This window comes from Kitasatospora sp. NPDC030952, from assembly GCF_055571335.1.
In genome coordinates this window covers 1-23938 of sequence record NZ_JBVIFM010000029.1, presented here as the reverse complement: position 1 = coordinate 23938, position 23938 = coordinate 1, and the positions used below count along the sequence as shown (strand labels likewise).

Below are 23938 nucleotides of genomic sequence, written 5' to 3'. Positions count from 1 at the left end.
ATCGAGGGTACCTAGCAGCGGCCGACCACACACAGCCGGTATGCTCTGTCGGGACTGGCCCCGCCGGGTTGGTGGAACGGCATACACGGATGTCTCAAACACATCTGCCCGAAAGGGCTTGCGGGTTCGAATCCCGCACCCGGCACCCTTCTCCCCTCCGACGCCCTCGTCAACCCGCTTTGTCCAGCGGTTCCAACTCGACCGTGAGCCGCATGCCGAGCGCCCCGGCGAACCGCTCCAGGACCACGATCGTGGGCATCGTGCCGCCCGCCTCGAACCGTGCCACGGCAGGCTGCTGCATGCCGGTCGCCGCCGCCAGCTGGGTCTGGGTCATGCCGAGCGCCTCCCGTCGCAGCCGGACCTTCTCCCCGAGTTCGAACCGGATCCGCGCGGCCTCGTACGCCGCACCAGCACCCGGACGCTTCAGGATCTCCTCGCGCATGGCGCGCCAGGACGGGCGCTCGCTCATCTCGCCCACTCCTCGTCCTCGTCAACGGTGTGCCGCTCGACCACGCAGCGGCGCAGCGCCCGCCTCGCGCGGTCGCTCATCCCGCTGATCCTCTCCCGCACATGCAACCGGGCGGCATCCCTCACACGAGGGATGCCGCCCGACGCCGTTCCGCTCAGACGTCCAGGGTCCCCACGTGGTGGACCCGCACCAGGTTGGTGGAGCCGGCCAGGCCGGGGGGCGAGCCGGCCGTGATGATCACGGTGTCGCCCTTCTGGCAGCGGCCCAGCGAGAGGAGTGCCGCGTCGACCTGTTCGACCATCTGGTCCGTGGTCGGGGCGAACGGGCCGAGGAAGGTCTCCACGCCCCAGGTGAGGGCGAGTTGGCTGCGCACGGCCGGTTCGTAGGTGAAGGCGAGCACCGGGATGGGTGAGCGGTAGCGGGTGAGCCGCCGGGCGGTGTCGCCGGACTGGGTGAAGGCGATCAGGTACTTGGCGTGCAGGAAGTCGCCGATCTCGGCGGCCGCGCGGGCGACGGCGCCGCCCTGGGTCCGCGGCTTGCTGCCGGTGGTCAGCGGGGGCAGTCCGGCGGCCAGGATGTCGTTCTCGGCGGCTTCGATGATCCGGCCCATGGTCTTGACCGTCTCGATCGGGAACTTGCCCACCGAGGTCTCCCCGGAGAGCATCACCGCGTCCGTCCCGTCGAGCACCGCGTTGGCGACGTCGGAGGCCTCGGCGCGGGTGGGCCGGGAGGCGTTGATCATCGAGTCGAGCATCTGGGTCGCGACGATGACCGGCTTGGCGTTGCGCCGGGCCAGTTTGATGGCGCGCTTCTGGACGAGCGGGACCTGTTCGAGGGGCATCTCCACGCCCAGGTCCCCGCGGGCCACCATGATGCCGTCGAAGGCGTCCACGATGGAGTCCAGGTTCTCGACGGCCTGCGGCTTCTCGATCTTGGCGATGACCGGGACGTACCGCCCCTCCTCGGCCATCACCCGGTGCACGTCCTCGATGTCGCGCCCGCTGCGGACGAAGGAGAGTGCGATCAGGTCGGCCCCGGTGCGCAGCGCCCACCGCAGGTCGGCGACGTCCTTGTCGCTGAGCGCGGGGACGGAGACGGCGACGCCGGGGAGGTTGAGGCCCTTGTGGTCGGAGACGAGTCCGCCTTCGATGACGAGACATCGCACCCGCGGTCCGTCGACGGCGACGACCTCCAGGGTGACGCGGCCGTCGTCGACGAGGATGCGTTCGCCGCGGCTGACGTCGCCGGCGAGGCCGGCGTAGGTGGTGCCGCAGATGTCCTTGTCCCCCACGACGCCGTTGTCGGTGGAGATGGTGAACTCGTCGCCGCGTTCGAGAAGTACGGGTCCGTGGGCGAAGGTGTCGAGCCGGATCTTCGGGCCTTGAAGGTCGGCGAGGACGCCGACGCTCCGGCCGGTTTCGTCGGCGGCCTTGCGGACGCGACGGTAGCGTTCCTCGTGTTCGGCGTGGGTGCCGTGGCTGAGGTTGAATCGGGCGACGTCCATCCCGGCGTCGACCAGCGTCTTGATCTGGTCGTACGAGTCGGTGGCAGGCCCGAGGGTGCAGACGATTTTTGCTCGGCGCATACTGCTGAGGGTAGGCATTACCGGCGCGTAACCTCGACGTGGGTCCGGTCCGCGGGATGACCGTTGTGCCACGGTGAGTTGAACAATCTGACACAGGCTCGGACCGGTGTGCGAGGACCGCTCCGGAGCCGGTGCGGGAGCCCGTGCGAGAGCCCGTGCCGGAGCCCGTACCGAGGCCCGTGCCGGGGCCCCGCGAGGGCCGTCCGGAGCACCGGGGACGCCCGGCCGATGCGATTCCGTGAAGCGGTGTTCACCCCCGGTTCACCGCACCTTCCGACCGCGCTCCCTCCCCGGCGGGACGCTCGTCACCCCCGGGTGTCGCACCCGGGGGTGACGCAGCGACGAGGGGGGAGGCGCTCGCGATGAGACGACGCGCCCTGGGAGTGCTCGCGGCCCTGGCCCTGTTGGGCGGGGTGACGTACGCGCTGGTCCCGGACGACGAGCCGGGCCGGAAGACGGTCACGGTCACCGGGCTGATCGGCTCGGAGAAGCGGGCGTTCTTCGAAAGCCCCGAGGTGAAGGAGGAGTTGGCGAAGCAGGGCCTGGAGGTGCACGCCGACTCCACCGGCTCCTGGACGATGAGCGAGCAGGCCAAGAGCAGCTCGGGCCTGGACTTCGCGTTCCCGGCGAGCACCGCGCCGGCCCGTGAGATCCAGCGCAACTGGGGGCAGCAGGACTCCCCGCTGGTGCCGTTCTACTCGCCACTGGTGATCGTCACCCACGGGGACGTGGCGAACATCCTCAAGAAGAACGGCCTGGCCACGCCGGACGATTCGGGCGTCTGGACGTTCAAGATGGACGAGTACGTCAACGACCTGAGGCTGAACCGCAAGTGGCAGGAGCTGAAGGGCACCGAGGACCACAGCGAGCTGGCCGGTCCGCTGTTCGTCACCACCACCGACCCGGAGAGCTCCTCCTCGGGCGCCCTGTACGTCGCCCTGTTGTCGTACATCCTGAACAACCACTCGGTGGTCTCCGACGACCCGGGCGTCGACGCCGCCCGGCAGGTGCTGCACACGGCGACCGCCCTGCAGGGCGGCCAGAAGAGCAGCAGCGACGAGCCGTTCCGGGACTTCCAGGCGGGCGTCGGCAATCCGCTGATCTTCGGCTACGAGTCGCAGGTCGCCGCGATGGCGGTGCAGGGCCAGTCGACCGGGGACATGGTGGTGATGTACCCGGACACCACGGCGTACTCCGACCACACCATCGTCGCCCGCACCGACAACGGCCGGAAGCTCGCCGGGCTGCTCCAGAACGACGAGGCGCTGCGCAGCCTGGAGGTCCGGTTCGGCTTCCGCCCGCAGGCCCGCAGCGAGGCCTTCGCCGGGCAGGTCAGGGGCATCAAGCAGCCGGTCTTCGCCCAGGACCTGAACGCGGCGAAGGTGAAGCAGGCGACCGTGCCGTCCCTGGACAACCTGCTCAAACTGACCGCCGCGGCCAAGGGGGCCCAGAAGTGAACATCCGCACGAAGCGCCGCGGTTGGGCCGCGGCCGGGTTGGCGGCCGTCCTCGCGGCGGCCTCCGCCTGCACCTCCTCGCCGGCCCCCGCGCCGCGTCCGAACCCGACCGGGGCGATCGCCACCACCCCCATCCCGGGGGTGCTGCGGGTCCTGGCCGGCAGTGAACTCCAGGACCTCCAGCCGGTATTGGACGACGCCCGGAAGGCCACCGGGGTGACGGTGCAGCTCGCCTTCAGCGGCACCCTGGACGGCGCGGACACCGTCTCCACCGGCCGGGCGGACGGCAAGTACGACGCGATCTGGTTCCCGTCCAACCAGTACCTGCGGCTCGACCAGGCCGGCAAGTCCAAGGTGCTGTCGGAGACCCCGGTGATGGTCTCCCCGGTGGCGGTCGGGGTGCGCTCGTCCGTCCTCAACGACCTCGGCTGGGGCGACGGTTCGAAGGTCACCTGGGCGCAGATCGGCGACGCGGCCGCGGCCGGGAAGCTGTCCTACGGGATGTCCGACCCGTCGCGCTCCAACTCGGGCTTCTCCACCCTGGTCGCGGTGGCCTCGGCGTTCTCCGGCGCGGGGGCGGCGCTGACCGAGGCGGACGTGCAGAAGGCGACGCCGCAGCTGAAGCAGTTCTTCACCGGCCAGAAGCTGACCTCCGGCTCCTCCGGCTGGCTGGCGCAGGCCTACACCCGGGCCGAGCCGGGCAAGGTCGGCGCCCTGGTGAACTACGAGTCGGTGCTGCTGTCCCTGAACAAGACCCTTCCGCCGGACCAGCGGCTGACGGTGGTGCGCCCGCTGGACGGCGTGGTGTCGGCGGACTACCCGCTGTCGCTACTGTCCTCGGCGCAGCCGAGCGAACGCGACTCCTTCCAGCGGCTGGCCGCCTACCTGCTGAAGGAGGACGTGCAGAAGCGCATCTCCGAGCTGACGCTGCGCCGCCCGGTGACGGCCGGCGTGGCCCCGGCCGCGGGCCTGCCCACCGACCGCCGCCGCGAGCTGCCGTTCCCCGGCACCAGGGCGGTGGCGGACGGCCTGCTGTCCTCGTACCAGAACGAACTGCGCCGCCCGTCCAGGACGGTGTACGTGCTGGACACCTCGGGCTCGATGGACGGCAGCCGGCTGGACTCGCTGAAGGCGGCACTGGGCCGGCTGACCGGCACCGACGACACCCGCGGACTGCGCCGGTTCCGGGACCGCGAGGAGGTCACGCTGATCTCGTTCGCCTCGAAGGTGAAGTGGACGAAGACCCATGTCGTCCCGGCCTCGGGCAGCCGGCCGGGGCCGGAGACCGAGCTGGCGTCGATCAACACCGACGTCCAGTCCCTGCGGGCCGAGGGCGGCACGGCGCTGTACGACTCGCTGGAGCAGGCGTACCGGGTGATCGAGGACCAGCAGAAGGCGGCCGGTGACGACCGCTTCACCTCGATCGTGCTGATGACCGACGGGGAGAGCAACGAGGGCGCCGGCGACGCCGACTTCAAGCGCTTCCACGACGGGCTGCCGGCGGCGGAGAAGTCCGTCCCGGTGTTCCCGATCAAGTTCGGCGAGGCGGCGGTGAGCCAGCTGCAGGGCATCGCGGACGCCAGCGGCGGCAAGCTGTTCGACGGCGGCGGCTCGCTGGACGGCGTGTTCGAGGAGATCCGTGGCTACCAGTGACGGGTACGGCGGGCGGCTGCTGCGCTACCTGGAGTCGACCCGCAACCTGGTCGGTTGCGGCGGCGGCGCCGTCGGGCTGGCGCTGCACTTCGCCGGGCTGGGCGGGTCCTGGTGGCCGGCGGTGGTGGCGGGGCTGTACGGCGCCGGCGCCCTGCTGACGCCCGGCACGACGGATCCGACGAACCCGACCCCGCCGCCGACGCCAACGACCCCGCCGACGCCGACGCCGACACCACCGCCCCCGCCGACGCCCCGGCCCAACCCCGAGCTGGACCGGCTCGCCGCCTACCTGGACTCCGTCCCGCTGCCGGCCTCCGCCGGGGTGGACGCCCTGCTGGCGGCGCTACGCGAAGCCGGGCCCGGTCCGACGGCGGACCCGATCGTCCGGCACGGCCTGCCGGTCACGGTCGACGGCTACCTGCGGGCGCGCACCTGGCTGCCCTGGGCGGACCAGGGCACGCCGGACCCGGCGGCCGAGTTGGGCCGGCGGGTGAAGCAGCTGTCCGCCGGACTCGACTGCGCGTCGGACTCGACGTGAACCCGGCGGGGCGGCCGGAAATCGACCGTCCCGCCCCCATACCGCCCTCTTCCTCCCCCGCCCCGGTCACGAACGAGTCGCCAAGATCTCACCTGCTGGAAACGTCGGAGGGCTATCCAGCGGCCCGGCCCGCACGGCACACTTCTACGCGCGTCCTTCTACGCGCGTCACCGCATCCGCGGACGCGCCACGCACCTCATAAGCACACAAATTGACGGCCCATCCGCCGTCATTCCCCACTCGGGAGAGTCGTCCATGTCGCTGAACCGCCGTGACTTCGTCACCCGGTCCGCCGCCACCGCCGCCGGTGCCGCCCTGGCCGGCGGAGCCGTCGTCGCCGCCGCCCCCGCCGCCGCGGCCGCCGAGCCGGACACGGCGGCCGCCAAGGGCAACAAGCGCAAGCCCCGCCGCCAGGCCTTCACCGTCATGGGCACCACCGACCTGCACGGCCGGGTGCTCAACTGGGACTACTTCACCGACGCCGAGTACGTCGACAAGGCCCACAACGCGGTCGGCCTCGCCAAGATCTCCACCCTGGCCAACCAGGTCCGCGAGGACAAGGGCTGGGACCGCTGCCTGCTGATCGACTCCGGCGACATCATCCAGGGCACCCAGCTGACCTACTTCTACGCCCGGATCGAGCCGATCGCCACCGACGGCGACAACGTGCCGGACCACCCGATGGCCGTCGCCATGAACCTCATGGGCTACGACGCCGCCGCGCTCGGCAACCACGAGTTCAACTACGGCATCCCCACCGTGAAGGCCTTCGAGGACCAGCTGGAGTTCCCGCTGCTGGGCGCCAACGCGCTGCACGCGAAGAACGAGAAGCCGGCCTTCAAGCCGTACGTGATCAAGGAGGTGTGGCTGGACGAGGACACCCCGCTCAAGGTCGGCATCCTCGGCCTCACCAACCCGGGCATCGCGATCTGGGACAAGGCCAACGTCGCCGGCCAGATGGTCTTCCCGGGCATCGTCGAGACCGCCGCCAAGTACGTGCCCCGGATGAAGGCCGCGGGCGCGGACGTCATCGTGGTCTCCGCCCACTCCGGCATCGACGAGGCCACCACCTACGGCGACCAGCTGCCCTGGCCCGAGGACGCCTCCGGCGAGATGGCCGAGACCGTCCCGGACATCGACGCGGTGCTGGTGGGCCACACCCACAAGGAGGTCGCGCAGCGCCTCATCGTCAACAAGAAGACCGGCAGGACCGTCGTGCTCTCCGAGCCGCTGTGCTGGGGCCAGCGCCTGAGCTGCTTCGACTTCGAGGTCGAGTTCGCCGACGGCCACTGGAAGGTCGCCTCGGTCTCCTCCCGGGTGCTGAACTCCAACACCGTGCCGGAGAACCCGGAGATCAGCGACGCCATCGTCGACCAGCACAAGAAGGTCGTGGCGTACGTCAACCAGAACATCGGCACCAGCAAGATCGAGCTGTCGATCGCCGACGCCCGGTTCAAGGCCACCCCGATCGTCGACCTGATCGGCAAGGTCCAGGCCGACGCCGTGAAGGCCGCCCTGGCGGGCGGGCAGTACGCCAACCTCCCGGTCCTGGCCCAGGCCGCCCCGTTCAACCGCACCGCGCTGATCCCCTCCGGCCAGGTCAAGCTGCGCGACGCGGCCGGCCTGTACATCTACGAGAACACCCTGGAGGCCCGCATCCTGACGGGCGCCCAGCTCAAGGACTACCTGGAGTTCTCGGCCAAGTACTACAACCAGCTCGCCGTGGGCGCCCCGGTCAACAAGGACACCCTGACCAACGCCGAGGACACCCCGGACTACAACTACGACTCGGTGTACGGCCTGAGCTACGACATCGACGTCTCCCAGCCCAAGGGCAGCCGGATCGTCAACCTCGGCTACCAGGGCAAGCCGATCGACCCGAACGCCCAGTTCGTCCTCGCGGTCAATAACTACCGCGCCAACGGCGGCGGCAACTTCCCGCATGTCGCCACTGCCAAGGTCGTCTGGACGAACTCCGACGAGATCCGCAACACCATGATCGCCTGGGTCAAGGCCAAGGGCGTCATCGACCCCGCCGACTTCTTCACCGACTCCTGGCGCCTCGTCCGCGCCGGCCAGCCGGTGTTCTAGTCGCACTTTTCCACGAAGGCCGTCTGCCCCCGGGCAGACGGCCTTCGTGCCGTTCTCGGGGGAAGAATGGAGCCATGCGCGAGTTCCAGGTTCCCGACCGCCACGCCCGACTGCTCGAGTACGCGCAGAGCCTGACGCCCCCGGCCGGATGGAAGATCGAGATCTCCGGCGACGAGATCATCATCACGGCCGGACCGTCCGCGATCCATCAGCGCAACCTCCTGCTGATCCGCAGGCAGTTCGAGGCGCACGAGCCTGCCAACATGATGCCGAGCGAGAACACGGACCTCACCTCCCCCAACGTGGGAAAGCTGCGCAACCCCGACCTCACCTACATCCCTCTGGAGTCGGCTGGCAACCAGACTCCCGCCGAACAGGCCGCCATCGCCGTGGAGATCGTCTCGCCGTCGAACCCGGAGAACGACCTGGTCGGCAAGGTCCGCGACTACCCGCTGATGGGCATCCCGCTGTACCTGCTCATCGACCCGCGCGAGGGCGACATCACGCTCTACTCCGAGCCGTCCGACAGCGGCTACCACCAGCAGTGGAACGGCAAGTTCGGCGACCGCGTGCCGATCCCCGCCCCCTTCGACTTCGAGCTCGTCACCAACGGTCTCGTCCGCTATCCCGCCTGAGCCGCTCCCTCTGCGAGACGATCGGACATCCAGCCGAGACTTGAGGATATTCAGCCGCTCGCCCACCCCCCCTACCGTTGAACACATCGAGAACGGCCCCACGGGGGGCCGGTGTTGACCGGATGAGGGAGAGTTCGATGCGAGCGATCGTGCAGAAGGAGTTCGGCGGCCCCGAGGTCATGCAGCTGGCCGAGGTGGAGCGCCCGAAGCCGCTCAGCGGCGAGGTGCTGGTGCGGGTGAAGGCCGCCGGGGTGAACCCGGTGGACGTGGCGGTGCGGGCCGGGGCGTTCCCGCTGCTGGGCGAGCCGCCGTTCACGGTGGGCTGGGACGTGTCCGGGGTGGTCGAGGAGGTCGGCCCGGGGGCCCGGTACCGGGTGGGCGAGGAGGTGTACGGGATGCCGTTCTTCCCCCGGGCGGCCGGCGGCTACGCCGAGTACGTGGCCGCGCCGTCCCGCCAACTGGCCCGCAAGCCCGCCACCTTGGACCACACCCAGGCCGCCGCGCTGCCGCTGGCCGCGCTGACCGCCTGGCAGGGCCTGGTGGACCTGGCGAAGGTCGGCGAGGGCGACCGGGTGCTGGTCCACCGCGCGGCGGGCGGCGTCGGCCACCTCGCGGTGCAGATCGCCAAGGCCCGTGGCGCGTACGTGATCGCGCTGGCGAGCGAGCCCAAGCACGCCTTCCTCAAGGAGATCGGCGCCGACGAGCTGATCGACTACCGGACCACGGACTACACCGAGGCCGTCCGGGACGTCGACGTCGTCTTCGACTCCTCCTCCGAGGGCACCCGCGCCCTGGAGGTGCTGAAGCCGGGCGGCACCCTGGTCACCATCATGGAGCACTGGAACCAGGAGCTGGCCGCCGAGATCGAGGCCGCCGGGCGCCGCTTCGCGGGCGTCTCGGTCGAGCCCGACTACGCCGGGCTGGAGGCGATCGCCGCCCTGGTGGACGAGGGCCGGATCCGCCCGTACGTCGCCGAGGTGTTCCCGCTCGCCGAGGCCGGCCGGGCGCACGAGCTGGTCGGCTCCGGTACCGTCCAGGGCAAGGTCGTACTGACCGTTGACTGACCGGAGCCGACTGCACGGGGGCGGGGGCGGACCATGGACATCCTGACCGAGGCGCTGGGTTCGATGCGGACGGCACATCCGTCCTCCGTACGCACCGAGGGCCGGGCACCGTGGGCCCTCCGCCTGCCCCCGGTGCTCGGCGCCGGGTTCCACGTGGTGCTGTACGGCACCTGCTGGCTGCTCCCGCTGGGGCCGGGGGAGCACGAGCCGGTGCCGCTCAGCCCCGGCGACATCGTCTTCCTGCGCGACGGCGGCGGCCACGTACTGGCCGACCACCCGGACACCCCGCCGGTGGACTCCCACGCCTGCCGGGTCGACAACGGCTCGCCGATCGGCACCCTGTCGGTCGGCGGCGACGGCGCCCGCACCAGCCTGCTGTGCGGCAACTACCACCTGGACCAGGGCCGCCCGCACCCGATGGTCCGCCAGCTGCCGACCCTGATCCACCTGCCGACCCGGCACGGCCGCCACCCCGAACTGGCCGCCGCCGTCCAGCTGTTGGGAGCGGAGCTGGAGAACCCTCGGATCGGCTCGGTCGGGATCGTCCCGGCACTGATCGACTCGCTGCTGCTGTACATCCTGCGGGCCTGGTTCGAGGACCAGCCCGCCGCGGCCGCCGCGGGCTGGGCGGCGGCGCTGCGGGACACCGCCGTCGCCCCCGCCCTGACCGCCATCCACGAGGCCCCGGCCACCCCGTGGACGGTGGAGTCCCTGGCGGACCGGGCCGGCCTGTCCCGGGCCGCCTTCGCCCGCCGCTTCACCTCGATGGTGGGCGAGCCGCCGATGGCGTACCTGACCCGCTGGCGGATGACCACCGCCGCCCAGCTGCTGCGCGAGTCGGAGGCACCGCTGACGACGGTGGCCGCGCGGACCGGGTACGGCTCGGAGTACGCCTTCGCCAAGGCGTTCAAGCGGGAGTTCGGCCTGGCCCCCGGCGGCTACCGCCGGGAGGCCCGCACCGCCTGACCCCGCAGACCGGCCCCGAGCACGAACCCGAGCACGGCCCCGAGCACGGACCCGAGAACAGCCCCGAGCACGAACTCGGGAACAGCCCCTAGAACGGGAACGGCGCCCGCCCGTGCTGCACCGAGATCCACTTCAGCGTGGTGAAGGCGTCCACCGTGGACTCCCCGTTGAGCCGCCCGACCCCGGAGTTCTTCTCCCCGCCGAACGGCACCCCGGGCTCGTCCGCGATGGTCCCGCCGTTGACGTGGATCATGCCGGTCTCGATCCGCTGGGCGACCCGCACCCCGCGCTCGATGTCCGCGGTGTGCACCGCACCGCTGAGCCCGAACGGCGTGTGGTTGGCCAGCCGGACGGCCTCCTCCTCGCCGTCGAAGGGCACCAACAGGGCGACCGGGCCGAAGAGTTCGCGCTGCAGGATGGGCGCGTCCTCGGCCAGGCCGGTGAGCACGGTGGGCGCCATCAGGCTGCCGGTCGTGGCGCCGCGCAGCAGCACGGTGGCGCCGCCGGCGATCGCCTGGTCGACCTGGGCGTTGATCGCGTCGGCCTGGACGGCGTTGATCAGCGGGCCAAGGTGGGTGGCCGGGTCCCTGGGGTCGCCGACGGTCAGCGAGGCGACCTTGGCGACGAACTTCTCGGTGAACTCGGCGAGCACGCTGCGGTCGACCAGCACCCGGTTGGCGGCCATGCAGACCTGGCCCTGGTGGACGAAGCGGCTGAACACGGCCGCGTCCACCGCGTAGTCGACGTCGGCGTCGTCCAGCACGATCAGCGCGCTGTTGCCGCCGAGTTCCAGCACGGACCGCTTGAAGTGCGCGGCGGCGACGGTGGCGACGTGCCGGCCGATCTGGTCGGAGCCGGTGAAGGAGATCACCTTGGGCACCGGGTGCTCCAGGAAGCTGTCGCCGATCTCCGCGATGTCGGTGATGACGACGTTCAGCAGGCCGGGCGGCAGGCCCGCGTCCTCGAAGAGCTTCGCGATCAGGCTGCCGCCGACGATCGGGGTCTCCTGGTGCGGCTTGAGCACCACGCCGTTGCCGAGCGCGAGCGCCGGGGCGATCGCCTTCAGGGCCAGGAACAGCGGGAAGTTGAACGGGCTGATCACGCCGACCACGCCGACCGGCAGCCGGTGCAGGCGGTTCTCCTTGCCGGGCGCGGTCGAGGGCAGCAGCCGCCCCTCGGAGGCCACCGACAGGTGCACGCACTCCCGCAACATGTCCTTGACCAGGCCCAGTTCGAAGCCGGCCTTGAGCGCGGTGCCGCCGAGTTCGGCCATGATGGCCCGGACGATCTCGCCCTCGCGCTCCTCGACCAGCCGCAGCGCGCGCTCGAACACCAGCCGGCGCTGGTACGGGTTGGTGGCGGCCCAGGAGCGCTGGGCGCGCTCGGCGGCGCGGTAGGCCCGGTCGACCTCGGCGACCGTGGCCACGGTGATGGTGGCCAGCTTGTCGCCGGTGTAGGGGTCGACGTCGACGATGTCCCAGGAGCCGCTGCCGCTGCACCATTCACCGTCGATGTACTGCAGCGCCAACTCGGAGAAGTACGACATCTGATCCCTCTCGTGCCCGACCTGATGGAACCTCATCGTACTGATGTGTCACAGCTCTTGGCGTACGGAGTGCAGAAGATCGCGGGTCTGTTCGAGCCCGAGGCTCTCGGCGATCAGCCCGTCCATCGCCTGCCGGTACGAGGCGACCTCGGCGGGCTTGTCCACGTAGAGCGCGGTGGTGAACAGCTCCAGGTAGACGACGTCGGCGAGTTCGGCCTCGGCGAAGCCCAGCACGCTGAACGCGCCGCTCTCGGCGCCGAGCGCGGCGCCGCCGAGCGGCCGTACCTGCAGCCGTACGTTGGGCAGTTCGGAGAGTTCGAGCAGCCGGTCGAGCTGGCCGCGCATCAGCTCGGGCCCGCCCCAGGGGCGGCGCAGCGCGGCCTCGTCGAGGACGGCGAGCAGCTGCGGCGGGTGGTCGGCGGTGAGCAGGTCCTGGCGGGTGCGCCGCACCTCCACCCGGCGTTCGATCTCGCTGTCCTCGACGACGTGGCCGCCGGCGGTGATCACGGCGCGGGCGTAGTCGGCGGTCTGCAGCAGCCCGTGGACGAACTGGACCTCGTAGCTGCGGATCTCGGCGGCGGCCTCCTCCAGCCCGAGGTAGTTCTGGAACCAGCCGGGCAGCACGTCGCCGTAGTCGTGCCACCAGGAGGTGGCGTTGGCCTCCCGGACCAGGCCGAGGACGTTGGCCCGCTCCTGCTCGGCGTCGACGCCGTACAGGGTGAGCAGGTCGGCGACGTCGCGCTCCTTGAAGCCGACCCGGCCGAGTTCCATCCGGCTGATCTTGGACTCGGAGGCGCGGATCGAGTACCCGGCCTCCTCGCGGCTGACGCCTCTGGCCTCACGGAGCTTGCGCAGCTGGCTGCCGAGCAGCAGGCGCCGTACGGTGGCACCCCCGCCTGCCTGAGTCGTGCCCATCGAAGTCACCCTCCGCACTCGCGCAGCCCCCCGGCCGTCGGCCGCAGTCTGCCACCTGGCACCGACGAACAACAGCCCGTCCCGGGACGCATTCCGGCCGGGGTGCGAAGCCTGGGAGAACGCTGTGAGCGGACTTTCGGTGCACGGACGGAACCGCAGGTGGGACCGTCGGTAAGAGGCAGGTGAGGGCCTTGGCGGCAGGGACGTGAGGGGCGGGTGGGGCGCCAGGTGAGAACCACCTGGGAACGCCGCCGGGACACCCCTCGGGACGCCCGTCCGGGAACGCGACGGCGCCCGCCCTCCAACTGGTCGGGGAAGAGGGCAGGCGCCAGGAGACCGCGTTGGCCCGGCGACGCTGGCGGGGGCAGCGGGTTGAGCTCCCGGCGATGCGGCGCCGGGGGTTCGGGGGGCCGGTCGGACCGTCAGACCACCAGGGGGCGGTCCGTGGGCCGGATCGGGGCGGGAAGCGGGGTCTTGCCGCCCAGGTACGTGTCCACCGCGGCGGCGGCCGAACGGCCTTCCGCGATGGCCCAGACGATCAGCGACTGGCCTCGGCCGGCGTCTCCGCAGACGTACACGCCATCGACATTGGTGGCGAACCGGCCGTCGCGGGCAATGTTACCGCGCGCGTCGAGGTCCACTCCCAGCTGCTCGACCAGCCCGTTCCGCACGTCCGTCCCGGTGAAGCCCATGGCCAGGGTGACCAGCTGGGCCGGGAGGGCGCGCTCGCTGCCCGGGACGGGCTCGAACCGGCCGTCCTTGAACTCGACCTCGACCAGGTGCAGTTCCTGGACGTTGCCGTCCTCGTCGCCGGTGAAGTGCGTGGTGTTCACGGAGTAGATCCGCTCGCCGCCCTCCTCGTGCGCGGAGGTGACCTTGTAGGTCATCGGCATGGTGGGCCAGGGCTGGTGCCCGGGCCGCTCCTCGCCGGGGCGCGGCATGATCTCCAGCTGGGTGACGGAGAGGGCGCCCTGGCGGTGGGCGGTGCCGACGCAGTCCGCGCCGGTGTCGCCGCCGCCGATGACGACCACGTGCTTGCCCTTGGCGCTGATCGGGGAGTCGACGAGGTCGCCCTCCTGCACCTTGTTGGCCAGCGGCAGGTACTCCATGGCCTGGTGGACGCCCTTGAGCTCGCGCCCGGGCACCGGCAGGTCGCGGGCCGTGGTGGCGCCGGCGGCGACCACGACGGCGTCGAAGCGCTCGCGCAGCTGCTGGCCGGTGATGTCCTCGCCGACGTGCACGCCGGTGCGGAACCGGGTGCCCTCGGCCCGCATCTGCTCGATGCGGCGGTTGATGTGGCGCTTCTCCATCTTGAACTCGGGGATGCCGTAGCGCAGCAGCCCGCCGACGCGGTCGGCGCGCTCGTACACCACCACGGTGTGCCCGGCCCGGGTGAGCTGCTGGGCGACGGCCAGGCCGGCCGGGCCGGAGCCGACCACGGCGACGGTCTTGCCGGAGAGCCGCTCCGGGACCTGCGGGGTGACCCCGCCGCGGTCCCAGGCCTTGTCGATGATGGTGACCTCGACGTTCTTGATGGTCACCGCGTCCTGGTTGATCCCCAGGACGCACGCGGACTCGCACGGGGCCGGGCACAGCCGGCCGGTGAACTCCGGAAAGTTGTTGGTCGCGTGCAGCCGCTCGATCGCGCCGGTGAAGTCGTCCCGGTAGGCGAGGTCGTTCCACTCGGGGATGAGGTTCCCGAGCGGGCAGCCGTTGTGGCAGAACGGGATGCCGCAGTCCATGCAGCGGCCGGCCTGCTTGGTGATGATCGGCAGGAGGCTGCGCTCGACGTAGACCTCGTTCCAGTCCCTGATCCGGACGTCGACCGGGCGGCGCTCCGCCAGCTGCTTGGGCGTGGTCAGGAAGCCCTTGGGGTCAGCCATTAGCCGCCTCCATCATCTTGCGAGTGGTCTCGGCCTCGGAGAGGCCATCGCGCTCAGCGGCGTCCTTGGCGGCGAGCACTGCCTTGTAGTCGGTCGGCATGATCTTGGAGAAGCGGGAGACCCCGCCGCCCCAGTCGGCCAGGAGCTCGGCGGCCACCGTGGAGCCGGTCTCCTCGTAGTGCTGCTGCACGGTCTCGCGCAGCCAGTCGCGGTCCGCGGCGGTGGGGGCCTCGATGCCCACCAGGCCGTCGTTGACGTTCGCGGGGCGCAGGTCCAGGACGTACGCGATGCCGCCGGACATGCCGGCCGCGAGGTTGCGTCCGGTCTCGCCGAGGATGACGACCCGGCCGCCGGTCATGTACTCCAGGCCGTGGTCGCCGACGCCCTCGACGACGAGGGTGGCGCCGGAGTTGCGGACGGCGAAGCGCTCACCGGCCTTGCCGCGCAGGTGGATCCGGCCGGAGGTGGCGCCGTAGCCGATGGTGTTGCCGGCGATCACGTGGTTCTGGGCGTCGTTGCCGATGGCCGCCGCCTCGCGGGCCGGGCGGACGACGATCACGCCGCCGGAAAGCCCCTTGCCCACGTAGTCGTTGGCGTCGCCCTCCAGCCGCAGGGTGATCCCCTTGGGCACGAAGGCCCCGAAGGACTGCCCGGCCGAGCCGGTGAAGGTGACGTCGATGGTCCCCTCCGGCAGGCCCTCGCCGCGGTACCGCTTGGTCACCTCGTGGCCGAGCATGGTGCCGACCGTACGGTTGACGTTGCGGATCGGCAGCTGGATCCGGACGGTCTCGCCGCGCTCCAGGGCGTCCTCGGCCAGCGTGATCAGCTGGTTGTCGAGGGCCTTGTCCAGCGCGTGGTCCTGGTCGGTGGTGCGGTGCCGGGCGGCGCCCTCGGGCAGCGCCGGCACGTGGAACAGCGGGGCCAGGTCGAGCCCGGCGGCCTTCCAGTGGTCGATCGCGCTCTGGGCGTTGATGTGCTCGGCGCGGCCGACGGCCTCCTCGATCGAGCGGAAGCCCAGCGAGGCCAGGATCTCCCGGACCTCCTCGGCGATGAACTCGAAGAAGTTGACCACGAATTCGGGCTTGCCGGAGAAGCGCTCGCGCAGCACCGGGTTCTGGGTGGCGACGCCGACCGGGCAGGTGTCCAGGTGGCAGACCCGCATCATGATGCAGCCGGAGACCACCAGCGGGGCCGTCGCGAAGCCGAACTCCTCGGCGCCGAGCAGCGCGGCGATGACCACGTCGCGGCCGGTCTTCAGCTGGCCGTCGGTCTGGACCACGATCCGGTCCCGCAGCCCGTTGAGCAGCAGGGTCTGCTGGGTCTCGGCGAGCCCCAACTCCCAGGGCCCACCGGCGTGCTTGAGCGAGGTAAGCGGCGAGGCACCGGTACCGCCGTCGTGCCCGGAGACCAGCACCACGTCGGCGTGCGCCTTGGAGACACCCGCCGCGACCGTGCCCACGCCCACCTCGGACACCAGCTTCACGTGGATGCGGGCGGCCGGGTTGGCGTTCTTGAGGTCGTGGATCAGCTGGGCGAGGTCCTCGATCGAGTAGATGTCGTGGTGCGGCGGCGGCGAGATCAGGCCGACGCCCGGGGTGGAGTGCCGGGTCCGGGCGACCCACGGATAGACCTTGTGGCCGGGCAGCTGGCCGCCCTCGCCGGGCTTGGCGCCCTGGGCCATCTTGATCTGGATGTCGTCGGCGTTGACCAGGTACTCGGAGGTGACGCCGAACCGGCCGGAGGCGACCTGCTTGATCGCCGAGCGGCGCTCGGGGTCGTACAGGCGCTCCGGGTCCTCGCCGCCCTCACCGGTGTTGGACTTGCCGCCGAGGCGGTTCATCGCGATGGCGAGGGTCTCGTGCGCCTCCATCGAGATGGAGCCGTACGACATGGCACCCGTCGAGAAGCGCTTGACGATCTCGGAGACCGGCTCGACCTCCTCCACCGGGATCGGCTCCCGGCCGAGGCCGTCCAGCTGGAACAGGCCGCGCAGCGTCATCAGCCGCTCGGACTGCTCGTTCACCCGGTCCGTGTACTGCTTGAAGATGTCGTACCGGCGGTTGCGGGTGGAGTGCTGGAGCCGGAAGACGGTGTCCGGGTCGAACAGGTGGGGCTCGCCCTCGCGGCGCCACTGGTACTCGCCGCCGATGTCCAGCGCGCGGTGCGCGGCCGGGATGCCGGAGGCCGGGTACGCCTTGGCGTGCCGGGCGGCGGTTTCGCGGGCGATCTCCTCCAGCCCGATCCCGCCGAGCTTGGTGGTGGTGCCGGCGAAGTAGCCGTCGACCAGGTCCTGCGAGAGGCCGATGGCCTCGAAGACCTGGGCGCCGCGGTAGGAGGCGACGGTGGAGATGCCCATCTTGGACATCACCTTGAGCACGCCCTTGCCGAGCGCCTTGATCAGGTTCTTGATCGCCTTCTCGGCCTCGACGCCCTGGATGAAGACGTTCTGGGCGACCAGGTCCTCCACCGACTCCATCGCCAGGTACGGGTTGACCGCCCCGGCGCCGTAGCCGATCAGCAGCGCGACGTGGTGCACCTCGCGCACGTCGCCGGCCTCGACCAGTAGCGACACCTGGGTGCGCTGCTTGGTGCGGATCAGGTGGTGGTGGATGGCCGAGGTGAGCAGCAGCGAGGGGATCGGCGCGTGCTCGGCGTCGGAGTGCCGGTCGGACAGCACGATGATCCGCGCGCCGTCGGCGATCGCGGCGTCCGCCTCGGCGGCGATCTCGGCGAGCCGCGCGGCCAGCCCCTCGCCACCGCTCGCGACCTTGTACAGGCCGGACAGCGTGACGGCCTTCAGCCCGGGCTGGTCGCCGTCGGCGTTGACGTGGACCAGCTTGGCCAGTTCGTCGTTGTCGATCACCGGGAAGGTGATCCCGACCGAGCGGCAGGAGGCGGACTCGGCGACCAGCAGGTTGCCCTCGGGGCCGAGGTTGGACAGCAGCGAGGTGACGAGCTCCTCGCGGATGGCGTCCAGCGGCGGGTTGGTGACCTGCGCGAAGAGCTGCACGAAGTAGTCGAAGAGCAGCCGCGGCTTCTCGCTCAGCGCCGCGATCGGCGAGTCGGTGCCCATCGAGCCGAGCGCCTCGCCGCCGGTCTTGGCCATCGGCGCCAGGATGACGCGCAGCTCCTCCTCGGTGTAGCCGAAGGTCTGCTGGCGGCGGGTGACGGAGGCGTGGGTGTGGGCGATGTGCTCGCGCTCGGGCAGCTTGGCGAGCTGGATCTGCCCGGCGGCGACCCACTCCCCGTAGGGGTGCTCGGCGGCGAGGGCGGACTTGATCTCCTCGTCCTCGACGATCCGGCCCTGGACGGTGTCCACCAGGAACATCCGGCCGGGCTGGAGGCGGCCCTTCCGGACGACCTTCTCCTGGTCGATGTCGAGCACGCCGACCTCGGAGGAGAGGACGACCAGGCCGTCCTCGGTGATCCAGTAGCGGGCCGGGCGCAGGCCGTTGCGGTCGAGCACGGCGCCGATCTGGGTGCCGTCGGTGAAGGTGACGCAGGCCGGGCCGTCCCAGGGCTCCATCAGGTTGGAGTGGTACTGGTAGAACGCCCGCCGGGCCGGGTCCATGGTGGCGTGGTTCTCCCAGGCCTCCGGGATCATCATCAGCACCGAGTGCGGCAGCGAGCGGCCGCCGAGGTGGAGCAGCTCCAGGACCTCGTCGAAGGAGGCCGAGTCGGAGTGGTCCGGCGTGCAGATCGGGAAGATCCGGCTCAGGTCGCCGGGGATCAGGTCGGTCGCCAGCTGCGACTCCCGGGCCTGCATCCAGTTCCGGTTGCCCTTGACGGTGTTGATCTCACCGTTGTGCGCGACGAAGCGGTACGGGTGGGCGAGCGGCCAGCTCGGGAAGGTGTTGGTGGAGAACCGCGAGTGCACCAGGCCGACGGCGGACGTGTAGCTGCGGTCCGACAGGTCGGGGAAGAACGGCTCCAGCTGCCCGGTGGTCAGCATGCCCTTGTAGACGATGGTGCGGGCGGACAGCGACGGGAAGTAGACGCCGGCCTCGCGCTCGGCCCGCTTGCGGACCACGAAGGCGACCCGGTCCAGCTCGATCCCGGCCAGGCCCTCCTTGCCCAGGCTCTGTCCAACAGGCGCTGACGCGAGAAAGACCTGCCGGAACCGCGGCATCACGCTGCGGGCGGTGGAGCCCAGCAGGTCCGGGGTGACGGGCACGTCGCGCCAGCCCAGGACCGTCAGGTCCTCCTCCGCCGCGATCGCCTCGATCCGGGCGACGGCGGCGGCAGCGGCGTCGTCCTCGTCCGGCAGGAAGGCGATGCCCACCGCGTAGGCCCCGGCGGCCGGGAGCTCGAAGTCGACCTTGCCGCGCAGGAAGGCGTCCGGGACCTGGGTGAGGATGCCCGCGCCGTCACCGGAGTCCGGCTCGGCGCCGGTGGCGCCCCGGTGCTCCAGGTTGCGCAGGACGGTCAGCGCCTGCTCGACGATCGTGTGGTCGGCGATGCCGGTCAGCGTGGCGACGAAACCGACGCCACAGGCGTCGTGCTCGTTTCGCGGGTCGTACAGGCCCTGAGCAGCAGGTCGCGCATCCGGCACGAGCGCGTACGGCTGGCGGGCGGCGCCGGCCTGAGGCTCGTTGGCGGAGTGCATGGATGCAGACAGCATCGGCTCTCCCGTCGTCGTCTTTCGGCAAGTTGGTGCAAGTAGGGACGACGTTGGCCCTGATGCGATGGTGCGGTGTCGTGCAAGTTACATGATGCCCAGGATCCCGAGAAGCGGAATATCCCGTCCACATGGCGGACGGACACGCAGGTCAGGGGGCTGGGAGAGAGGGCGTGCCACAGTGCACGCTCCGACGATTGTGCCCAACGACCCTCGGCCTGAAACAGGGGCGAAACCGGATCGCCACATAAGCCGATCATGGACGCCTGGGATTCCATCCCGAGACCCCCGCCAACGGATGCGAATCCGCGGCTCCGAGGCCCGGATGATGAGACGATGCCGGGCAACCCGCGACGTCCATGTGTGAAACGTCACGCATTGCCCGGCATAGTCATGCAGCGCTGCGCCCCGGAACTAGCCCACGTGCCCGCCGATCAGCCACCCCAGCAGGTACGTCACCCCGGCCGCGGCCCCGCCCAGCACCAGTTGCCGCAGCCCGCTGAACCACCAGCTGCGCTCCGTCACCCGGGCCACCACCGCCCCGCAGCCGAACAGCCCGATCGCCGCCAGCAGCAGCGCGGGCAGCAGCGAGGTCGCCCCCAGCAGGTACGGCAGCAGCGGCAACAGCGCGCCGAGCGCGAAGCACAGGAAGGACGAGCCGGCCGCGACCAGCGGCGAGGGCAGGTCCGTGGGGTCGATCCCCAGCTCCTCCCGGGCGTGGATCTCCAGGGCCAGCTCCGGATCGCGGGACAGCTGCCGCGCCACCTCGTGGGCCAGCTCCGGCTCCACCCCGCGCGAGACGTACAGCTGCGCCAGCTCGGCCAGCTCGCCCTGCGGGTTGCGGCTCAGCTCCAGCCGCTCGGCCTCGATCTCGGCCTGCACCAGCTCCCGCTGCGAGGCCACCGAGGTGTACTCCCCCGCCGCCATCGAACAGGCCCCGGCCGCCAGGCCCGCCAGCCCGGTCAGGATCACGGTGCCGTTGGACGCCGCGCCGCCGACCACCCCGGTCATCAGCGCGAAGTTGGACACCAGGCCGTCCACCGCGCCGAACACCGCGGGCCGCAGCCAGCCGCCGTTGACGTCCCGGTGGTGGTCGGCCGCGGGTATCCGCGGGTGCTGGGCGGGCTCGGTTTCCAGGGTGCTCGCAGTCACGGTCGTTCCCCTCCGTCTTTCGTTCGTCGCCCCGACCGTAGCCCCCTTGACCTGGGCATTTCCAGCAAAGTAAGGCTTCCCGAACGATGCTGAGGCTGCCCTTCGCAGCTCTCGCGAAGGGCAGCCTCAGTCAGCGAACGTGCCTGCTCAGATCGGGTTCTTGGCGTCCTTGCCGGTCTTCTCCGCCACCGCGGCGGCCTGCTCCGGCGCCGCGTCGCCGTCCACGATCCGGGACGCCTTCTCGCCGTCCACCGTCTCGCTCGGCTTCTCGGCCTCGGCCTTCTCCCCGTCCGAGCCCCCGACCACCCCGATGTACGTCTCGGGGTCGATGCTCGCCGGGTCCTCGCGGCCCGGCCGCTTCTTCCCCACGACCACCAGGTACACCACGGCACCGATGAACACCACGATCGACGTCCAGTCGTTCAGCCGCAGGCCGAAGTAGACGTGCGCCTCGTCGATCCGCAGCCACTCGGTCCAGAACCGGCCCACCGTGTACGCGGCCACGTACAGCGCGAAGGCCCGGCCGTGCCCCAGCTTCCAGCGCCGGTCCGCCCAGATCACCAGCAGCGCGACACCGACGTCCCAGATCGACTCGTACAGGAAGGTCGGGTGGAAGACCCCGTTCACGACCTCGCCGTCGGGCATCGTCTTGTGGATCTCCAGGCCCCACGGCAGCGTGGTCGCCCGCCCGTACAGCTCCTGGTTGAAGTAGTTGCCCCAGCGGCCCATCGCCTGCGCGAGCACGATGCCCGGCGCGATGGCGTCCGCGTACGCGGGCAGCGGCACGCCCCGGCGGCGGCAGCCGATCCAGGCGCCGACCGCGCCCAGCGCGACCGCGCCCCAGATCCCGAGGCCGCCCTCCCAGATCTTGAAGGCGTTCCAGGGGTTCTTCCCCTCGCCGAAGTACAGCTGGTGGTCGGTGATCACGTGGTACAGCCGGCCGCCGACCAGGCCGAAGGGCACGGCCCAGACGGCGATGTCACCGACGGTGTGCTTGGCACCGCCCCGGGCGACCCAGCGCTTGCTGCCGAGCCAGACGGCCGCGACGACCCCGAGGATGATGCAGAAGGCGTAGGCGCGCAGCGGGATCGGTCCGAGGTACAGGACGCCCCGCGACGGGCTGGGAATGTAGGCGATATCCATGGCAGTTCCGACGCTACAGGGTCCGACGTCCCCATCGGACACCCCCGGGGTCACAGAAACCGAACAACGAACGCCGCCGTCCCCTCCCGATCGGAAGGGGACGGCGGCGTTCGGCCTGCCTCAGCCGGCGGTCGGCGAAGGGTTGTTGGCCTCCGAAGCGGCGGCGGTGGGCGCCGGGCTCTGCCCGTTCGAACCCGCCGTACCCAACTGCTTGCCCTGGTTGGCGGCGTCCACCCACTTCACCAGGTTCGCCGGGGTGATCTCCTCGTCGCCGTTCTTCGGGTAGATCGGCTTGCCGTTGAGCAGCACCGTCGGCGTCGACTTGTAGCTGGACTTGTCGAAGTCCTGCTGCACCGCGGACACCCACCCGCCGTACTTGTTGTCGTTGACGCACGCCTGGAACTCCGGTGTGTCCAGCCCGTTCACCTGCTTCGCCAGGTTCAGCAGCACGGCCTTGTTGCCGAAGGCGTCGTTCGTCTCGTCCGGCTGGTTCCGGTACAGCACGTCGTGGAAGTCCCGGAAGTGCCCGGCGTCCTGGGCGCAGGCCAGGGCGTTGGCCCCGTTCTTCGACCCCTTGCCCGGCACCGCCCGGTCGATGAACGACACCACATGGGCGTTCGTGTAGATCTTCCCGGCGTCCTCCAGCTGATCGACGGTCGACGAGAACTCCCGCTCGAAGATCCCGCAGGCCGGGCATCGCGGGTCCTCGTACACCGTGAGCACCGACGGCGCGTTGCTCGCGCCGACCGGCACCACCAGGTTCTTGTCACCGATCGTTCCGGCCGGGGCGGCGGTCGGGGTCTCCGGCTTGGAGCGCTGGTTCTGCACCACCACGCCGGTGACCACGGCGGCGGCGATCACCGCGAGCACGGCCCCGCCGACGATCAGCTTCTTCCTGCGCCGGGAGGTCACCTCCTCGGACGCCCGCTGCTCCAGCATCCGCTCACGGGCGGTGCGCTTGCCTTCTCGGTTCTTCTCGCTCATTGCCTTGACATCCACGGTCGGGGGGCCTTCGTCAGGTGCGGGAATGGGGATGTGGCGGTCAGCTCGCCAGCCAGCCGTCCGCCGAGAGCCGGGTGCGCGGCCGCCACAGCAGCCACCCGGCCAGCAACAGGAACCCGGTGTCGCGCAGGATCTCCTGCAGGTACTCGGTCTGCGAGGCGTCGACGTGCCCGCCACCGCCGAAGCAGCCGCAGTCGATCGAGATGCCGCGCGCCCAGGCCGAGCCGATCCCGGCGATGAAGGTGAGCAACAGCAGCGCCGACACCCCGGCGACCAGCCGGACACCGAGGCCGATCACCAACAGCAGGGCGAGCGCCAGCTCCAGGAACGGCAGCCCGTAGCCGATCGGCTTGACCAGGCCCTCGGGCAGGATCTCGTACGCCCGGACCGCCTGCGCGGCCTCCGCCGGATCGGCGATCTTCGCCAGCCCGGCCCACCCCCAGACCACCGCCAGACCGAGCCGCGCGACAGTACCGACCCACTCGCTCCAGACCGGCACCCGCCGCGGCGCGGGCGCGGAGCCACCGGACTGCACTGCCGGCCCGGCCATCAGGGAACCCCCCTCGGGAAACTCATTCACTTCCTGACGAACCGTAGGGGATGAACCCCGGTTCCTCCGGATTCACGAATTAAGCCGGACGAGTGACGTTCCGTCCGATTCCCTCGAACACCCCTCCGTCACCGGCACCCCGGCATCCGGCCCGGATCGAACACCTCCGGCCGCCCCTCCCGCGGCCCCCGGGCCGCCCGCTCCGCCGCATCCCACCGCGCCGCCTCCGCACAGGCCACCGCATCCCGCTCCGCCCGCTCGGCCCCCCGCTTGGCCAACGCCTGCCCCACCTCCGTATGCGCCCCGACCGCCGCCCCCAGGGCCAGCGCAGCCGCCGCCGCCCGCAGCAGCACGGCCCGATGCAGACCAGCCACCGGCTCACCCCTTCGCTAGCTCGGCAACCCCCGTACACGTGGTTCGTGCACTCGTCCCTCCACTCAACGCCGGTCAACCCCGCCTGATGCGTGTCGCCGCCCCTGTTCACCCGTTCGGGGCCGCCCCCACGCTGACGCCACCCCCGCACCCCAACCCGCACCCACCCACCCGCCCACCCACCTCCCCCTCCCCCACACCCCTCCCCCTCCCACCCGACCCAGGCGAGAGGGACGCGCTGCGGGAGGGGGCGGTGGAGGGGGTGGGTGCGGAGAGGGGCGTGACGGGTGATTTTCAGAC

General features: G+C 71.0%; 17 protein-coding genes and 1 tRNA gene. 8 read left to right on the top strand and 10 right to left on the bottom strand.

Going from position 1 to position 23938, the window contains the following annotated elements; genetic code table 11:
* Positions 1-62: 62 nt before the first annotated feature.
* Positions 63-145: transfer RNA gene (locus ACZ47G_RS34405), tRNA-Leu, on the top strand.
* Between the two features lie 24 nt (positions 146-169).
* Here the strand turns inward: ACZ47G_RS34405 and ACZ47G_RS34400 are convergent.
* Together ACZ47G_RS34400 and pyk are read right to left on the bottom strand one after the other, a co-directional pair.
* A complete protein-coding gene (locus ACZ47G_RS34400) occupies positions 170-469 on the bottom strand; it encodes a helix-turn-helix domain-containing protein (RefSeq protein ID WP_465749559.1) in 300 nt (99 codons plus the stop codon).
* A 154-nt stretch (positions 470-623) separates the two neighbouring features.
* Positions 624-2054: a pyruvate kinase gene (gene pyk / locus ACZ47G_RS34395; RefSeq protein ID WP_465749557.1), complete on the bottom strand. Its 1431-nt coding sequence runs from the start codon at positions 2052-2054 to the stop codon at positions 624-626.
* Positions 2055-2416: 362 nt separating this feature from the next.
* On the opposite strand from pyk, the gene ACZ47G_RS34390 reads away from it, so the two are divergent.
* The 7 genes from ACZ47G_RS34390 to ACZ47G_RS34360 all read left to right on the top strand — a co-directional run bounded on the left by ACZ47G_RS34390 (position 2417) and on the right by ACZ47G_RS34360 (position 10457).
* Positions 2417-3511, top strand: coding sequence for a hypothetical protein (locus ACZ47G_RS34390; RefSeq protein ID WP_465749555.1), 1095 nt, complete (start codon positions 2417-2419; stop codon positions 3509-3511).
* Positions 3508-5163 (top strand): VWA domain-containing protein, encoded by a 1656-nt coding sequence (locus ACZ47G_RS34385; RefSeq protein ID WP_465749553.1) that lies wholly within the window; start codon positions 3508-3510, stop codon positions 5161-5163. Before ACZ47G_RS34390 ends, ACZ47G_RS34385 begins: the two co-directional genes overlap by 4 nt.
* Positions 5150-5701, top strand: coding sequence for a hypothetical protein (locus ACZ47G_RS34380; protein WP_465749551.1), 552 nt, complete (start codon positions 5150-5152; stop codon positions 5699-5701). The genes ACZ47G_RS34385 and ACZ47G_RS34380 overlap by 14 nt, the downstream gene beginning before the upstream one ends.
* A 255-nt stretch (positions 5702-5956) precedes the next feature.
* Positions 5957-7792, top strand: a complete 1836-nt coding sequence (locus tag ACZ47G_RS34375) for a bifunctional metallophosphatase/5'-nucleotidase (protein ID WP_465749549.1) — start codon at positions 5957-5959, stop codon at positions 7790-7792.
* Positions 7793-7866: 74 nt separating this feature from the next.
* Positions 7867-8427 (top strand): Uma2 family endonuclease, encoded by a 561-nt coding sequence (locus ACZ47G_RS34370; protein ID WP_465749547.1) that lies wholly within the window; start codon positions 7867-7869, stop codon positions 8425-8427.
* 137 nt (positions 8428-8564) lie between these two features.
* Positions 8565-9491, top strand: coding sequence for an NADP-dependent oxidoreductase (locus tag ACZ47G_RS34365; protein ID WP_465749545.1), 927 nt, complete (start codon positions 8565-8567; stop codon positions 9489-9491).
* A gap of 33 nt (positions 9492-9524) precedes the next feature.
* The gene (locus ACZ47G_RS34360; protein WP_465749543.1) at positions 9525-10457 is read left to right on the top strand and encodes an AraC family transcriptional regulator; all 933 of its coding nucleotides are present in this window, start codon (positions 9525-9527) and stop codon (positions 10455-10457) included.
* Between the two features lie 88 nt (positions 10458-10545).
* Here the strand turns inward: ACZ47G_RS34360 and ACZ47G_RS34355 are convergent, their stop codons facing one another.
* From ACZ47G_RS34355 to ACZ47G_RS34320, 8 genes are all read right to left on the bottom strand, one after another.
* Entirely contained in the window at positions 10546-12003 is a 1458-nt protein-coding gene (locus ACZ47G_RS34355; RefSeq protein ID WP_465749541.1) for an aldehyde dehydrogenase family protein, read from the bottom strand.
* Positions 12004-12051: 48 nt separating this feature from the next.
* Positions 12052-12918: a helix-turn-helix domain-containing protein gene (locus ACZ47G_RS34350; RefSeq protein WP_465749539.1), complete on the bottom strand. Its 867-nt coding sequence runs from the start codon at positions 12916-12918 to the stop codon at positions 12052-12054.
* A gap of 422 nt (positions 12919-13340) precedes the next feature.
* A complete protein-coding gene (locus ACZ47G_RS34345) occupies positions 13341-14801 on the bottom strand; it encodes a glutamate synthase subunit beta (RefSeq protein WP_465749537.1) in 1461 nt (486 codons plus the stop codon).
* A complete protein-coding gene (gene gltB, locus ACZ47G_RS34340; protein ID WP_465749709.1) occupies positions 14794-19407 on the bottom strand; it encodes a glutamate synthase large subunit in 4614 nt (1537 codons plus the stop codon). The genes ACZ47G_RS34345 and gltB overlap by 8 nt, the downstream gene beginning before the upstream one ends.
* A gap of 426 nt (positions 19408-19833) precedes the next feature.
* Positions 19834-20556 carry a VIT1/CCC1 transporter family protein gene (locus ACZ47G_RS34335; protein ID WP_465749707.1) on the bottom strand — a complete coding sequence of 241 codons (723 nt, stop codon included), beginning with the start codon at positions 20554-20556 and terminating at the stop codon, positions 19834-19836.
* A 162-nt stretch (positions 20557-20718) separates the two neighbouring features.
* Positions 20719-21714 (bottom strand): prolipoprotein diacylglyceryl transferase, encoded by a 996-nt coding sequence (lgt, locus tag ACZ47G_RS34330; RefSeq protein ID WP_465749535.1) that lies wholly within the window; start codon positions 21712-21714, stop codon positions 20719-20721.
* 120 nt (positions 21715-21834) lie between these two features.
* Positions 21835-22698 (bottom strand): DsbA family protein, encoded by an 864-nt coding sequence (locus ACZ47G_RS34325; RefSeq protein ID WP_465749533.1) that lies wholly within the window; start codon positions 22696-22698, stop codon positions 21835-21837.
* A 58-nt stretch (positions 22699-22756) separates the two neighbouring features.
* Complete coding sequence (locus ACZ47G_RS34320; protein WP_465749531.1) at positions 22757-23266, bottom strand: MauE/DoxX family redox-associated membrane protein; 510 nt, start codon at positions 23264-23266, stop codon at positions 22757-22759.
* Between the last annotated feature and the right edge of the window lie 672 nt (positions 23267-23938).